The 14,349-nt window shown below is 68.2% G+C and carries 13 protein-coding genes and 1 tRNA gene; 4 read left to right on the forward strand and 10 right to left on the reverse strand.

Translation table 11 applies throughout. From position 1 onward, the window contains the following. Positions 1 to 35 precede the first annotated feature (35 nt). Positions 36 to 2,132, forward strand: a complete 2,097-nt coding sequence (locus tag ACJMK0_RS13150; RefSeq protein WP_405238867.1) for a RelA/SpoT family protein — start codon at positions 36 to 38, stop codon at positions 2,130 to 2,132. Between the two features lie 13 nt (positions 2,133 to 2,145). Here the strand turns inward: ACJMK0_RS13150 and lpdA are convergent, their stop codons facing one another. The 4 genes from lpdA to ACJMK0_RS13170 all read right to left on the reverse strand — a co-directional run bounded on the left by lpdA (position 2,146) and on the right by ACJMK0_RS13170 (position 8,510). Beyond that, positions 2,146 to 3,576, reverse strand: coding sequence for a dihydrolipoyl dehydrogenase (gene lpdA, locus ACJMK0_RS13155; protein ID WP_405238868.1), 1,431 nt, complete (start codon positions 3,574 to 3,576; stop codon positions 2,146 to 2,148). 49 nt (positions 3,577 to 3,625) lie between these two features. Next, the gene (gene odhB / locus ACJMK0_RS13160) at positions 3,626 to 4,966 is read right to left on the reverse strand and encodes a 2-oxoglutarate dehydrogenase complex dihydrolipoyllysine-residue succinyltransferase (RefSeq protein ID WP_405238869.1); all 1,341 of its coding nucleotides are present in this window, start codon (positions 4,964 to 4,966) and stop codon (positions 3,626 to 3,628) included. A gap of 43 nt (positions 4,967 to 5,009) precedes the next feature. Next, a complete protein-coding gene (locus ACJMK0_RS13165) occupies positions 5,010 to 7,865 on the reverse strand; it encodes a 2-oxoglutarate dehydrogenase E1 component (protein ID WP_405238870.1) in 2,856 nt (951 codons plus the stop codon). A 147-nt stretch (positions 7,866 to 8,012) separates the two neighbouring features. Then, the gene (locus ACJMK0_RS13170; RefSeq protein WP_405238871.1) at positions 8,013 to 8,510 is read right to left on the reverse strand and encodes a DUF5658 family protein; all 498 of its coding nucleotides are present in this window, start codon (positions 8,508 to 8,510) and stop codon (positions 8,013 to 8,015) included. 303 nt (positions 8,511 to 8,813) lie between these two features. Here ACJMK0_RS13170 and ACJMK0_RS13175 point away from each other — a divergent pair, with 303 nt between their 5' ends. Continuing rightward, complete coding sequence (locus ACJMK0_RS13175; RefSeq protein WP_405238872.1) at positions 8,814 to 9,644, forward strand: alpha/beta fold hydrolase; 831 nt, start codon at positions 8,814 to 8,816, stop codon at positions 9,642 to 9,644. Between the two features lie 3 nt (positions 9,645 to 9,647). Here ACJMK0_RS13175 and ACJMK0_RS13180 read toward each other — a convergent pair whose 3' ends face one another. The 5 genes from ACJMK0_RS13180 to ACJMK0_RS13200 all read right to left on the reverse strand — a co-directional run bounded on the left by ACJMK0_RS13180 (position 9,648) and on the right by ACJMK0_RS13200 (position 12,753). Beyond that, the gene (locus ACJMK0_RS13180; RefSeq protein ID WP_405238873.1) at positions 9,648 to 10,139 is read right to left on the reverse strand and encodes a c-type cytochrome; all 492 of its coding nucleotides are present in this window, start codon (positions 10,137 to 10,139) and stop codon (positions 9,648 to 9,650) included. Continuing rightward, a complete protein-coding gene (locus tag ACJMK0_RS13185; protein WP_405238874.1) occupies positions 10,136 to 10,777 on the reverse strand; it encodes an isochorismatase family protein in 642 nt (213 codons plus the stop codon). Before ACJMK0_RS13185 ends, ACJMK0_RS13180 begins: the two co-directional genes overlap by 4 nt. Positions 10,778 to 10,861: 84 nt before the next feature. Beyond that, on the reverse strand, positions 10,862 to 11,563 hold the full coding sequence (locus tag ACJMK0_RS13190; protein ID WP_405238875.1) for a thiopurine S-methyltransferase: 702 nt from the start codon (positions 11,561 to 11,563) through the stop codon (positions 10,862 to 10,864). Beyond that, positions 11,560 to 12,639, reverse strand: a complete 1,080-nt coding sequence (locus tag ACJMK0_RS13195) for a DUF2855 family protein (protein WP_405238876.1) — start codon at positions 12,637 to 12,639, stop codon at positions 11,560 to 11,562. The genes ACJMK0_RS13190 and ACJMK0_RS13195 overlap by 4 nt, the downstream gene beginning before the upstream one ends. A 40-nt stretch (positions 12,640 to 12,679) precedes the next feature. Next, positions 12,680 to 12,753: transfer RNA gene (locus ACJMK0_RS13200), tRNA-Arg, on the reverse strand. 126 nt (positions 12,754 to 12,879) lie between these two features. Between ACJMK0_RS13200 and ACJMK0_RS13205 the strand changes: the two genes are divergently transcribed. Next, positions 12,880 to 13,341: a GNAT family N-acetyltransferase gene (locus tag ACJMK0_RS13205; protein ID WP_405238877.1), complete on the forward strand. Its 462-nt coding sequence runs from the start codon at positions 12,880 to 12,882 to the stop codon at positions 13,339 to 13,341. A 13-nt stretch (positions 13,342 to 13,354) separates the two neighbouring features. Then, positions 13,355 to 13,813 carry a peroxiredoxin gene (locus ACJMK0_RS13210; protein ID WP_405238878.1) on the forward strand — a complete coding sequence of 153 codons (459 nt, stop codon included), beginning with the start codon at positions 13,355 to 13,357 and terminating at the stop codon, positions 13,811 to 13,813. 39 nt (positions 13,814 to 13,852) lie between these two features. On the opposite strand, the gene ACJMK0_RS13215 is transcribed toward ACJMK0_RS13210, so the two are convergent. Continuing rightward, complete coding sequence (locus ACJMK0_RS13215; protein ID WP_405238879.1) at positions 13,853 to 14,269, reverse strand: secondary thiamine-phosphate synthase enzyme YjbQ; 417 nt, start codon at positions 14,267 to 14,269, stop codon at positions 13,853 to 13,855. Positions 14,270 to 14,349 lie beyond the last annotated feature (80 nt).

Raw genomic sequence — 14,349 nt, forward strand, 5'->3', positions numbered from 1 at the left:
GATCGGCCATGGACGCGAGTACGGATACGCAGGGCGTGAAAAGTGAGGGATCCGCCAGTCTGGCGGACGAGCTGGGGCAGCTGTGCACTGACGCGGGTCAGCCGGCCGCCGGCGCGCGCTGCCGCGAACTCGCCGCCCTGGTCGCCGGCCTCGGCATGGAGCCGGAGATCGTCGCCGCCGCCGCCATTTACCCGGCGGTGCAGGCCGGTGTTCTGGACCTGGACGAGGTGAAACGGCGCTATCCGGGCTCCGCCGCCGCCCTGTGCGCAGACCTCGCGCAGCTCACCGACATGAGCCCGGAGCTGCACGGGCAGGATCCGTCGGATTTCGCGCCGGACCAGGCGGAAGGGCTGCGGCGCATGCTGCTGGCCGCCGTCCGCGACGTGCGCGTGGTGCTGGTGCGCCTCGCCGACGTGCTCCTGTCCCTGCGCGAAGCGAAGGACGCGCCAGCCGAGACCCAGCGCCGCATCGCGGCCCAGTGTCGGGACATCTACGCCCCGCTCGCGAACCGGCTGGGCATCTGGCAGCTCAAGTGGGAGCTCGAGGATCTCTCGTTCCGCTTCCTGGAGCCGGACGCCTATCGCCGCATCGCCCGCCAGCTCAAGCAGCGACGCGAGGAGCGCGAGGCCATCATCCGCGAGATGCGCGAGCGGCTGCGCGCCGAACTCGACGCAGCGGGCATCGAGGCGGAGGTATCGGGGCGCCCCAAGCACATCTACAGCATCTGGCGGAAGATGCAGCGCAAGGACACGGAGCTGGACAAGATCTTCGACGTGCTCGCCGTGCGCATCTTCGTCAACGACGTGCGCGACTGCTACGCGGCGCTCGGCATCGTGCACAACCTCTGGAGCTACCTGCCCCAGGAATTCGACGACTACATCGCCAACCCGAAGAAAAACCTCTACCAGTCGCTGCACACGGCGGTGATGGGCCCCCACGGCCAGCCGCTCGAGGTGCAGATACGCACCCACGAGATGCACCGCCATGCCGAGCTGGGCGTGGCGGCCCACTGGCGCTACAAGGAGGGCGGCTCCGGCGCAGGCGCCTTCGAGCAGAAGGTGCGCTGGCTGCGCCAGCTGCTCGAGCCGTCCGAGGCCGAGGCGGGCGACGATTTCGTGGAACGGGTGCGCGAGGAGATCATGGAGGACCGGGTCTATGCCTTCTCGCCGAAGGGTGACGTGGTCGATCTGCCGGCCGGCGCCACGCCGCTGGACTTCGCCTATTCCGTACACACCCAGGTGGGCCATCGTTGCCGGGGCGCCCGCGTGAACGGGCGCATCGTGCCGCTGGGCTACCAGATCCGGAACGGCGATCAGGTGGAGATCATCACGGCCTCGAAACCCTCGCCCAGCCGGGACTGGCTGGTGCCCCGGCTCGGCTTCCTCGCCTCGGCCCGCAACCGGGCGAAGGTGCGCGCCTGGTTCCGCCACCAGGACCGGGAACAGAACCGCAAGCAGGGCCGGGAGATCCTGGAGCGGGAGCTCTCCCGCTTGAACCTGAAGTCACTGCCGGTCGCCGAGATCGCCGCGCAGCTGAAGCAGGAGAATCCGGACGCGCTCTACGTAGCCCTCGGCACGGGCGATCTCACGGCCTCCGCGGTGGCGAATGCGGCGCACCAGCTCACCGCGCAGGAACCGGAGCCGTTGCCGGTCCGGCGGCGCCGGCGGCGACCCTCGGAGGGCGGCGGCGACATCCGCGTGCGCGGCGTGGGCGATCTCATGAGCAACCTGGCCCGCTGCTGCGGCCCGGTCCCGCCGGAGCCGATCCTGGGCTACATCACGGTGGGACGCGGGGTGAGCATCCACCGCCGGGACTGCCGCAACCTGCTGCGCCTGATGGAGCAGCAGGCCAGCCGCATCATCGAAGTGGAATGGGGCGAGGACGACGAGGCACGCTACCCGGTCGAGCTGCGCATCGATGCCTGGAACCGGGACGGCCTGCTGCGGGATATCTCCGGCGTGCTGAGCGACGAGCACATTGGCATCATCGGCACGCGTTCGGACACCGACCGGCGCAGTCGCAAGGCCAGCATCGAGCTGAGCGTGGAGGTGCCGGATCTCGAGACGCTGAGCCGCACGCTCAGCCGCCTGGAACGCCTGCCGAACGTGATCAGCGTGCGCCGGGACGCCTGAGCGGCGCGGTTGCTCAGCGGTTGATGGCGTGGATCGCCATGCCGTCGACGGCCAGTGCGGCCTCGTGCACCGATTCGGACAACGTCGGATGCGCGTGCACGGTGCGCTGGATGTCCTCGGTGCTCGCCGAGAACTCCATCGCCAGCACGAGTTCGCCGATCAGCTCGCCGGCCATGGGGCCGACGATGTGCACGCCCAGCAACTCGTCGTCGTCGGAGGCTGAGACCATCTTCACCAGCCCGGCAGTCTGCTCCATGGCCTTGGCCCTGCCGTTGGCGGCGAACTGGAAGGAGCCGGTCTTGTACGGGCGCCCGCTCTCCTTCACCTCGGCCTCGGTACGGCCCACCCAGGCCACCTCGGGCGCGGTGTAGATCACCGACGGGATGGCATTGTAGTTCACCTCGGCGACCTTGCCGGCGATGAGGTCCGCGGCCATGACGCCCTCCTCCGTGGCCTTGTGCGCGAGCATCGGGCCGCGCACGCAGTCGCCGACCGCATAGACGCCGGAGACGCCCGTGCGGCACTCCTCGTCCACCTTGACGAAACCCTTCTCGTCCAGCTCCACGCCGGCGTCGTCGGCCAGCAGGCCCTCCGTGTACGGCCGGCGGCCGACTGCGACGATGACCTTGTCGAATTCCAGCCGCTGCTCTTCGCCCTTTTCCTCGAAAACGAGGGTGACGCCGTTCTTGCCGGACTCCGTGCCGGTCACCTTCGTGCCCAGGCGGATGTCGAGGCCCTGCTTCTTGAACTGGCGCTGCGCGGCTTTCGCGATGTCGTGGTCCGCCATCCAGAGGAAGTCCTCCATGGCCTCCAGCATCACCACCTCGGCGCCCAGCCGGCTCCAGACGCTGCCGAGCTCCAGGCCGATGACGCCGGCGCCGATGACGCCGAGGCGCTTCGGCACGCTCTCGAACTCGAGCGCGCCCCAGGAGTCGACGATGGTCTCGCCGTCGAAGGGCACGGCGCCGAGCTCCACCGGCGCGGAGCCGCTGGCGAGGACGACGTGGTCGGCTTCCAGGGTCTGCGCGTCGCCGCCGTCCTTCGGCGTGAACTCCACCTTGCGGCCGGCCAGCAGCTTGCCGTGGCCCACCAGACCGGTGACCTTGTTGGACTTGAACAGCGCGCCGATGCCGCCGGTGAGCTGTTGCACGATGCCGGCCTTGCGCTTCTGCATCGCGGCGAGGTCCAGCTTCAGCTTGCCGGTGCCGATGCCGTGGGTGGCGAACTCGTGCTCCGCCCGGTGCCAGAGCTCGGAGGACTCCAGCAGCGCCTTGGACGGAATGCAGCCCGCATTCAGGCAGGTGCCGCCGAAGGCATGGCTGCCATCGTAGTTCTCCCACGCGTCGATGCAGGCCACGTTCATGCCGTTCTGCGCGGCGCGGATGGCCGCCGGATAACCGCCGGGTCCGCCGCCGATCACGATTACGTCGTACTTGTTACTCATTCCCTGTCCTGATTGTCTCGTGTGTGGGTCCGCCGCGGCAGACGCCGGTTCAGACCTGCAGCAGCAGGCGCGCCGGATCCTCCAGCGATTGCTTGATGCTGACGAGGAACTGGACGGCCTCGCGGCCGTCGATGATGCGGTGGTCGTAGGTCAGCGCCAGATACATCATCGGCCGGATCTCCACCTTGCCGTCCACGGCCATCGGCCGCTCCTGAATGGCGTGCATGCCGAGGATGGCGCTTTGCGGCGGGTTGAGGATGGGCGTCGACATCATCGAGCCGAAGATGCCGCCGTTGGTGATGGTGAACGTACCACCCGTCAGGTCGTCGATGCCGATGTTGCCTTCCCGCGCCCGCTTGCCGTAGTCGTTGATGGCCTTCTCGATGTCCGCCAGGCTCATCCGGCCCGCGTCCCGCAGCACCGGCACCAGCAGGCCACGGTCGGTGGACACGGCGATGCCAATGTCCTGGTAGTCGTGGTAGATGATGTCCTTGTCTTCCACGGAGGCGTTGACCACCGGGAACTTCCGGAGCGCCTCGACCGCGGCACGCACGAAGAACGACATGAAGCCGAGCTTCACGTCGTGCTGATCGGCGAAGCGGTCCTTGTAGCGGGAGCGCAGCTCCATGATGGCCGACATGTCCGCCTCGTTGAACGTGGTCAGCATGGCGGCCGACTGCTGGGCCTCCACCATGCGCTCCGCGATCCGCGCCCGCAGACGGGTCATCGGCACCCGCTCCTCCGTGCGCCCGCCCGACGCCGGGTAGGCCTCGCCTTCGGCCGGCGTATCCTCCGGCGCGGTATCGTGATCCAGCGACTCCAGATGCCGCTGCACGTCGGCCTTGGTGATGCGCCCGCCGCGGCCGCTGGCCTCGATGTCGTCCGGGTCGAGATCGTGCTCCTCGATCATGCGCCGCACCGAGGGGCTGAGCTTGCGGGCGCCGCGGCCCTCTTCCCCGCCTTCCTCTTCCTCCGGCTCCTCGTCGGCCTGCTTCCTGCCGCCCGCTTCGTCTTTCTTCTCCGACGCCTCGGCGGCGACCTTGTCTTTCCCGTCTTCGTCGTCCTCGCCGGCGGCCTCGTCGCCCTTGTCGGCTTTCTCGCCTTTATCGCCCTGTTTGGCTTCGGCGCCCTTGTCAGGCTCGCCGCCGCCTTCGCCTTCCTCGAGCAGCGCCAGCACCTCGCCGCTGGTGACCGTCGTGCCGTCGCCGATCTTGATCTCCTTCAGCGTGCCGTCGGCCGGCGCCGGCACTTCCAGCACGACCTTGTCGGTCTCCAGATCCACCAGGTTCTCGTCCCGGGAGACGCGGTCGCCCTCCTGCTTGTGCCAGGAGACGAGCGTGGCGTCCGAGACGGATTCGGGTAACTGGGGAACTTTGACTTCGATGCTCATTGTTCGTGGATTCCGATGGTTTTGCGTGTTGACGTTGGCGGGCTCAGTCGTCGCCGCCGGTCTCCAGGCCCAGCGCGGCCGCGACCAGCGCCTCCTGCTGCTTCACATGCAGCTTGAAAATGCCCGAAGCCGGCGCCGCCGCGTGGGAACGGCCCGCATAGAACAACGTGTGACGGGAGCGCAGCGGCTCCTGCAGGCGATGGCGGATCTGGTACCAGGCGCCCTGGTTCTGCGGCTCCTCCTGACACCAGACGACCTCTTCGGCCCGGGAGTAGTGCTGCAGGATCTCGGCGTACTGGTCGATGGGGAACGGATACAGCTGTTCGATGCGCACGATCGCGACGTCGTCGATCTCGTGTTCGCGGCGCGCCTGCAGCAGGTCGAAGTACACCTTGCCGCTGCAGAAGATCACCCGGTGCGCCTTGTCCGGCTCGATGGCGTCCACCTCGGGTATCAGCGTCTGGAAGCGGCCCTCGCTCAGGTCGGTGAGCGGCGAGACGGAGAGCTTGTGGCGCAGCAGGCTCTTCGGCGTCATCACGATCAGCGGCTTGCGGAACGAGCGCAGCATCTGGCGGCGCAGCATGTGGAACATCTGCGCCGGCGTGGACGGCACGCAGACCTGCATGTTGTGCTCGGCGCAGAGCTGCAGGAAGCGCTCCAGGCGCGCCGAGGAGTGCTCCGGGCCCTGGCCCTCGTAGCCGTGGGGCAGGAACAGGGTCAGGCCGCACAGCCGGCCCCACTTCGCCTCGCCCGAGCTGATGAACTGGTCGATCACCACCTGGGCGCCGTTGCAGAAGTCGCCGAACTGCGCCTCCCAGATCACGAGAGCGTTGGGGTCGGTGGTGGAGAAGCCGTACTCGAAACCCAGCACCGCCTCTTCGGAGAGCAGCGAATCGATGACGGTGAACGCACCGGGCCGCTCCGCGATGTGCTTCAGCGGCACGTACTCGCGCGCGTCCGGCTGGTTGTGCAGCACCGCATGGCGATGGAAGAAGGTACCCCGGCCGCTGTCCTGGCCGGTGACCCGCACGTCGTAGCCGTCCTCGATCAGCGAGGCGTAGGCCATGGTCTCGGCAAAGCCCCAGTCCATCTCCAGCTCGCCCTGCCCCATCTTGCGCCGGTCGTCGATGATCCGTTTGACCCGACTGTGTAGCTCGAAGTCCTCCGGCAGCGTCACGATGCGCTCGGCCAGTGCCTCCACCCGCTCGCTGCCGATGGCGGTCACGATCTGCTGGTCCCAGTCGGCATCCCGGTAACCGGTCCAGTCCACCGTGAACTCGTTGCCGATCATGCCGAGTGCCGCCTGCGGCACGGGCTGGCCCTCGTCCAGCCGGCTGCGGTAGGCATCGGTCATCTGCTTCAGCGCGTCGTCGTCGACGATGCCGGCCTCCTTCAGCTGGCGGGCGTAGATCTCGCGGGTGGTCGGGTGCTCGCGGATGCGACCGTACATCACCGGCTGCGTGGCCGCCGGCTCGTCGGCCTCGTTGTGGCCGTGGCGCCGGTAGCAGACCAGGTCGATGACCACGTCCTTCTTGAAATGCTGGCGATAGGCCAGGGCCAGCCGGCTGACGAACACCACGGCCTCCGGGTCGTCCGCATTCACGTGGAAGACCGGCGCCTCGATCATCTTGGCGACGTCGCTGCAGTAGGGCGTGGAGCGGGCGTCGGACGGGTCGCTGGTGGTGAAACCGATCTGGTTGTTCACCACGATGTGCACCGTGCCGCCGGTGCGAAAGCCCCGCGCCTGGGACATCTGGAACGTCTCGGTGACCACGCCCTGGCCGGCGAAGGCGGCGTCGCCGTGGATCAGCACGGGCAGGATCTCGTTGCGGTCCAGGTCGCCGCGGCGCTGCTGGCGCGCGCGCACAGAGCCCTCCACCACGGGATTGACGATCTCGAGATGCGACGGGTTGAAGGCGAGCGCGATGTGGACGTTGCCGCCGGCCGTGCGGATGTCCGAGGAGAAGCCCATGTGGTACTTCACGTCGCCGGAGCCGGAGAGGTTCTCCAGGTCCACCTTGCCCTCGAATTCCGAGAACAGCTCCTCCGGGCTCTTGCCGAGGAGGTTGACCAGCACGTTGATGCGGCCTCGGTGGGCCATGCCGATGACCACTTCCTTGATGCCGCCCTCGCCGCCGCGCTGGATCAGGTCGTCGAGCAGCGGGATCAGGCTCTCGCCACCCTCCAGCGAGAAGCGCTTCTGGCCCACGTAGCGTGTGTGCAGATAGCGCTCGATGCCCTCGGCGCGGGTCAGCTGCTCCATCAGCCAGCGGCGCTGCTCCACGTCCAGGTGGTCCTCGGCCATGCCGCGCTCGAAGCGCTCGCGCAGCCACAGCCGCTCCCGCGCGCGGGAGATGTGCGCAAACTCGGCGCCGATCTTTCCGCAATAGATCTTGCGCAGCAGCGCGAGTATGTCGCGCAGCTTCATGCGCTCGTGGCCGGTGCCGGCGAGGCCGCCGGTGTAGAACTCGTCGTCGAGGTCGGCGTCGCTCAGGCCCAGGAAGTCGAACTTGAGGACCGCCGGCACGTGGCGCTCCTGCAGCCCCAGCGGATCGAGATCCGCGATCTGATGCCCGCGCAGGCTGTAGACCTGGATGAGACGCGAGACGGCGGCCTGCTTCTCGCTGGCCGTTACCGCCCGGGTGCGCCCCCGCGAGACGGCCGTGCCGGCGCGTCCGTTGCCGCCGGCGGCCAGCGAGCGCTCGCGGAAGGCATCGCGGATGGGGCCGTGGGGCACCTCGCCGTCGGCATCCGGGGCGATATCACCGAAAAAACGCCGCCAGCGCTCGGGAACGCTGTCCGGGTCATCGAGGAATTGCTCGTAGAGGGCCTCTACGGCACTGGCATTACTGCCAAAGAGCGGCGAGGACGCGTACTGCTCTTTCAGCGACTGTGACATAGCAAAAGGAACCCCGCAGGGGCCGCATGGCAGCCCGCAGCGAACAGCATACAGCGGTCAGCGGTAAATGACGGTAACTAAGCCGCTAGTTTAGCGGATGGGCTTCCCGCAGGGAAAGCACCGGGTCACGTCCCCGGACGAATCCGCCTAGATGATGCCCAGCGCCAGCAGGCCGAGATACTCGTAGCAGATCAGGCACGCATAACCGCAGAAGAAGCCGGTGATCAGCAGCCCCACCCGGACCCGGCGGAAAAGGAGCACCCGGCTGGTGTAGACCAGCAGCATCAGGCCGAGTCCCGTCAGCGTCAGCTTGATCACGACGAACCACTGGATATCCGCATTGATCAGGACGCGCATGACGGGGTTCGCCTCCACCGCGCCGTGCTCGAGCAGCCGCAGCGTCAGGAACGCATCCGTCGCGCTCATCGCCATCACGCCGATGCCGAGGAACAGGAGCCACGGATGGTGCCAGTCGCTGAACGGGTGCCGCCGGTCGCCGTCCCGCCGCGCCCGCCGCCGCCGGGAGCGGAAGAAGCCGTGGAGCACCGTGCGCCAGCCGAATCGTCGCCTGTCGTCCCCCCGGCGCTCCAGCGGCGCAGCGCCGGCGGTGACGGGAATGGTGACGGGAGGACTGATTCGGCGCATGGTTCCGGTTCTCCTTTCGGATCGGCTCTCGGATCGGCACGTGCACCGCAATGATGCAATAACCGGACCGTTTCCGGATTGTCGCCGACCCACAATGGCTTAGCCGCTAGGGGGTCGCCCTGGCGGCCCTCGTTTGTAAGAATGTCCGACGCCGCTCAAGGTGGCCGGAGGCGGCGTCACAGCGACACACTAATTCCAGAATAGACCTGAATAACCTTATGCAACTGGTTGCAAGAAATGAAGAAACTAGGCTCCGGTCTTCTGTTGGCCGGATGGCTGATACTCACGGCGGGTTGTAGCGGCATGCCGGACGGAACGATACCTGCGGCCGACCGGGCCGAAGGCGCCGGCGGCGTGTCCATTGTGTGGGAGGAGCGCGGCCGGCGCGCCGGCGCCCCCACGCTGGTGCTGATCCATGGCTGGAACTGCGACCGCCGCTACTGGGAGCCCGCGATGGCGGTGCTCGAGGACGACTATCACCTGGTCGCAGTCGACCTGGGCGGACACGGCGAGTCGGGTGCCAACCGCCAGGCCTGGACCATCGGCGCTTTTGGCGAGGACGTGGCCGCCGTCGTGCGGCAGCTGGATCTGAAGCGGGTGGTGCTGGTCGGGCACTCCATGGGCGGGCCCGTGGCCGTGGAAGCGGCGGGCCGCCTGCCAGGCCGGGTGGTCGGCGTCGTGGGCGTGGACACCTTCCAGGCGGTCGAGGAGCGGCCGCCGGACGACCTGGATAACCAGCTGGAACCGTTCCGACGAGACCTCGGCAAGGCGCTGCGCATACTCGACCCCGTGTTCTTCGCGCCCTCCACCGAGCCGGAACTCGAAGACTGGATACGGCGGGACATGGCGGCGGCTCCGGTCGGTGTCTCGGTGCCGGCGCTGGAGAGCCTCGTGCGCTACGACGAGTCGGCCGCCCTGAGCGCGCTGGAAGTTCCGGTCGGCACGATCAACGCCGATATCCGGCCCACCGATGCCGAGGCACTGCGCCGCGCGCAGCCCGGGTTCGAGCTGGTGATCGTCGAGGGCGCCGGGCACTTTCTGATGATGGAGCAGCCCGAACGCTTCGCCCGGGAGCTGCGCCGCCTCATCGACAGCTGGACGGCCGTGATGGCGACGGGCTCCGCCGCCACCTGAGCCTCATTCGTCGGAAGCCTGCAGCATCCAGGCGATCAGGTCGCGGCGATCCTCCGGCCGGCGCATGCCGCCGTAGCTCATCCGGTTGCCCGGCAGGAACTGCCAGGGGTTGGTGATCCAGGCGTCCATTGCGCGGGGCGTCCAGACGAAATCCGCCTCGCTCAGCGCTTCCGAATACGGGAAGTCCTCGACGGCCGCCGTGCGGCTGCCGAAGATGCCGTGCAGATTCGGCCCGGCGAGATTGCTCCCGCCCTCCTCGATCGTGTGGCAGGCCCGGCACTGCAGGTACAGGCTGCGGCCGCGCTCCAGATCCGCGCCGGCATAGGCCGGCTGGGCGAGATACTCGGCGGCGGACAGCACCGTCTGCTCGCCCAGCCCGGCGGCGGTCACCGCCGGCTGGCGATCGGCGCTGTCCGGCCCGGCCCCGCAGCCGGCCAGAAGCAGCAGCAGGATCGCGGGCGCAAGGGTGCGGTTCCGGCTTCCCGCCCGTCTCATGCGCGCCGGCCCTCTACCGCCCGGCCGCCGCGGAACCACTCCATCATGGCCGCGGCGTCGGTGACCTCGCAGTAGCGCTTGCCGACGTCGGCCAGGTTGGACTGATGCGGGCCCTCGTCCACGTCGCCCGTGCAGTCGGTCGGCACGAACACCCGGTAGCCGTGCGAGAAGGCATCCACCACGGAGGCCCGCACGCAGCCGCTGGTGGTGCAGCCCGTGACGATCACCGAGTCCACGCGCTCCTTGTGCAGGAAGGTGGTCAGCGGCGTCAGGAAGAAAATGGAGGGCGCACTCTTTGCGAAGTTGAAATCGTAGTCGGGATCGTCCACCCGCGGGTCCATGGCGGTGCAGGGATGGCCGAAGTAGAACTGGTCGTGCACGGCCTGCACCTTCCAGTGCGGCACGTCCCGCGGGCTGTCGTAGGCGGTGAAACACTTCGCGACCGGCACGCCACATTCCCGGGCCACCCGCAGCAGTTCGGCGGTACGGTCCACGGCGCGGTCGATCATCGGCAGCCCGCCGAGAGGATAAGCGTCATCGGTGAAGGCGAGCTGGAAGTCCACCACCACCACCGCGGGCCGTTCTCCGTACTCGATGACGCCGCTGCTGTAGCCCACTTCACGGTACTTGTCGCTCATCTCGCCTCCCTTGCCGTCTTCACCCTGCCGTCTTCACCCTGCCGCCGGGTCACGCCGGATTCTAACCCGGCGCCGGCGGCCCGTTCAGCCGCTGCGCACCAGCCGGTACACCGTCTCTTCCATGCGCGTCACGCCACGCTCCGCGAAACGCCGGTTGTCGGCCAGCATGTCCATGCCAGAGGCGAGGACCTCCACCGCGAAACGGCCGGCCGCCAGGTCCCGGACCTCGGCCTGCGGCACGGAGAACGGCGGCCCCTCCATCTCCTCCTGCGGGTAATCCAGGCCGATCAGCAGCACCGGCGCGCCCGCCGGCAGCAGCACGGCCTGGCGCTCCATGTAGCGGCGTCGCAGCGCAGGCGGCAGGGCGACCAGTGCCGCACGGTCGTAACAGGCATCCAGTCGGCCGGTGACGGCCGCATCCAGAGCGAAGTAGTCGCCGCAGAGTATGGTGATGAGCCCATGGGACCAGATCTCGAAGGGTCCCGCGTGACGGCGTGACGGCATGATGCCGGCGCCGTCGAAGAATGCCTCGACGGCCAGCGGGCTCAGCTCGTTGGCCACCACCCGGTAGCCGTGCTCGGCCAGCCACAGCAGATCCAGGGACTTGCCGGCCAGCGGCACGAACACGCGCGCGCCCGCCGGCAGCCCGAACCCGGGCCAGAACCGTGCCAGGTGCGGATTGACCGCGTCGTTGTGGAACCCCGTCCTGCCGTCCTGCCAGCGCTCGTGCCAGGCGGCCTTCTCCTGCTCGAGATCCGGCTCGAGGTCCGTCGCCGCCCCGCTCATGCCATGACGACGATCTGGCCCACTCCGGGCGGCATGTCGCCGGCGAGCGTCCGCTGATAGACCCGCTCCAGCGGCTCGTCGCCGCTGTCCTCGCGAATCTCCAGCCAGTCACGCGAAGCCTCCAGGAACGCCTGCCAGGCGGTGGACACACGCTGTTCGATGCCGCCGGGACCCCAATCCTTCATCCGCTTCTCGACCCACGAAGGGGCGAAGAACAGGGTCGGCTTCGGGCCCGGCAGCTCGCCCCCGCCCGCCGCCTGATCCCAGTGGGAGGCGCCGACCGAGCAACTGTAGGCGAGAGACTCTCCGTAGTGTTCGTGGATGGCGCGGCGCAGCCCGGTATTGCCGGCGAAGTCGACCAGCAGGGTGCGATGTTCGCCCGGCAGTTCGTGGATGGCGTCGTAGGGGTGCACGGTGTCGTAGCAGCCGAGGCCGTTGACGAAGTCGATGTTGGACGGCGAGGTCAGACCGCGGATCTCGATGCCCGGCTTGCGGTTGCGGTGCAGGAGGAACGCAAGGCCGAACGCCGTCTTGCTGGAGGCGCTGGTGAGCACCGCCTCCCGCGCCCCGAAGAAGTCCGCCTCGGCGAGGAAGTCGTCCAGCAGGAACGAGGTCATGAACAGCGGCCGGTACAGCATCTGCTGCGCCTCCAGCGCCTCCCGGTAGGCCGGGTCAGCGCTGGTCCGGGTGTAGCGGTTGTACACCTCCGGCAGCTCACGGCGGTGCGCAGAGACGTCCGAGAACCCGGACTTCCCCACCCGCCCGGGCCTCACCTTCACGTGGCTCGCCATCGGGTAGTAGCCATAGAAGCGCTCGCCGGGCTCGATGCCCTCGCAGCGCGAGGCCACCACGTCGGCGAATCCCCAGACCGGGACGATGCCCCAGCCCTCCTCCTCCGCCGGGAAGAAATCCCAGTAATGCATGGCTTCCCCGAACACGGCGTAGGTGATGTTGTTCGCCGTGAAGGCGTAGCGGTCCACGGAGAGGAGCACCTCGCCGTCGCCCACGGACGGGAAATCCCGCTGCACCATCCGGGTTTCGTCGAGACGGTCTTTTCTGACTTCGAATACCTTCATGAGCGGACTCCGGCGGGGGATGCACACGGCAGGGGAAACGCGCCCCGGACAGGATTCGAACCTGTGACCCTCAGATTAGGAATCTGATGCTCTATCCTGCTGAGCTACCGGGGCCCTGCCGAGGCCGCATTCTAGCAGAAGCTTCCGCAGGAACAGCGGGGCGCCGGCCGCCCCCACCCGCGCCTCGGCAACCGGTATCATGAGCGGCACGAGACCCCACGGAGATCCCACGGAGACCCCATGACCCTCCGCATCAGAGATGCCGAACCGGCGGACGCGGCCATCATCGCGGAATTCAATCGGCTGCTGGCTGCCGAGTCGGAAGACGTCACGCTGGACCCGGAGACAGTGGCCGCCGGCGTGGCGGCCCTGCTCGCCGACCCTTCGCTCGGCCGCTACTGGCTGGCCGAACTGGACGGCGAGATCGTCGGCCAGATCATGACCACCCGGGAATGGAGCGACTGGCGCAACGGCATGCTGTGGTGGATCCAGAGCGTCTACGTCCGCCCCGACGCGAGAGGCCGCGGCGTTTTCTCCGCCCTGTACCGCCACGTCGAGACACTGGCCCGCGAGACGCCCGGCATCGGCGGGCTGCGGCTCTACGTGGACGATCGTAACGACCGGGCCCGGCGCATCTACCAGGCCATGGGCATGGAGGACGGCGGCTACCGGGTCATGGAAGACATTTTCGAGAATCACTGAGGAGCACCCAGCCATGCTGAAGCCTGGAACACGCGCACCGGAGTTCACGCTGCCGGATGCGGACGGCAATCCCGTCTCGCTGTCCGACCTGCTCGCCGACGGACCGCTGATCCTCTATTTCTATCCGGCCGACTTCACGCCGGGCTGCACGAAAGAGGCCTGCGACATCCGCGACATCCACGGCGAACTCGCCGCGGCGGGACTGCAGGTGACCGGCGTGAGCCCGCAGGACGCCGAGAGCCACCGGCGCTTCCGCGACAAGCACGGCCTGCCCTTCAAGCTGCTCTGCGATACCGACAAGGAAGTGATCCGACGCTACGACGCGGACGGGCCGCTCGGCATCGGCGTGCGGCGCGTGACCTACCTGATCGCCCCCGACGGCGAGATCGGCGACGCCGTGCAGGCCGATCTCATGATCGGCAAGCACCGCAGCTTCATCGAGAACGCGATCCGCCTCAACGCCGACGGCTAGGATGGCCAGGACGGCCGCACAGGCCGGGCCGGAGTCAGCTCATTCGCCGTAGACGGTCACCGCGAGCTGCCGCCGGTGCCCGGCGTGGCGATGCTCCCAGAGGTAGATTCCCTGCCAGGTCCCGAGCAGCAGGCGCCCGGCGCCCACCGGCAGCGTCATCTCCGACTGGGTGAGGACCGTGCGCACGTGGGCGGGCATGTCGTCCGGGCCCTCCGAGCGGTGGCGGAACATCGGATCGCCGTCGGGCGCGACCCGCTGCATGAAGCGCTCCAGATCCTCCCGCACGGCGGGGTCGGCGTTCTCGCACAGCATGATGGAGGCACTCGTGTGGCGCAGGAACAAATGCGCCAGTCCGGTCTCGATGCCGCTCTCCGCCACCGCCGACTCCACCTCGCCGGTGATGTCCAGCGTCTCCCGCCCCGACGTCCGGAACTCGATCGTCTTCTGCCGGAACATGGTTGTGATCTCCGCTCGCACTCGGTTTAGAATCCCTTAACCTTACGGTGGAAACGGAGCGGCTGAAAGGGGCGCTCCCT

The sequence above is a fragment of the Lentisalinibacter orientalis genome, from assembly GCF_040706535.1.
Classification (GTDB): Bacteria; Pseudomonadota; Gammaproteobacteria; order Steroidobacterales; family Woeseiaceae; genus Lentisalinibacter; species Lentisalinibacter orientalis.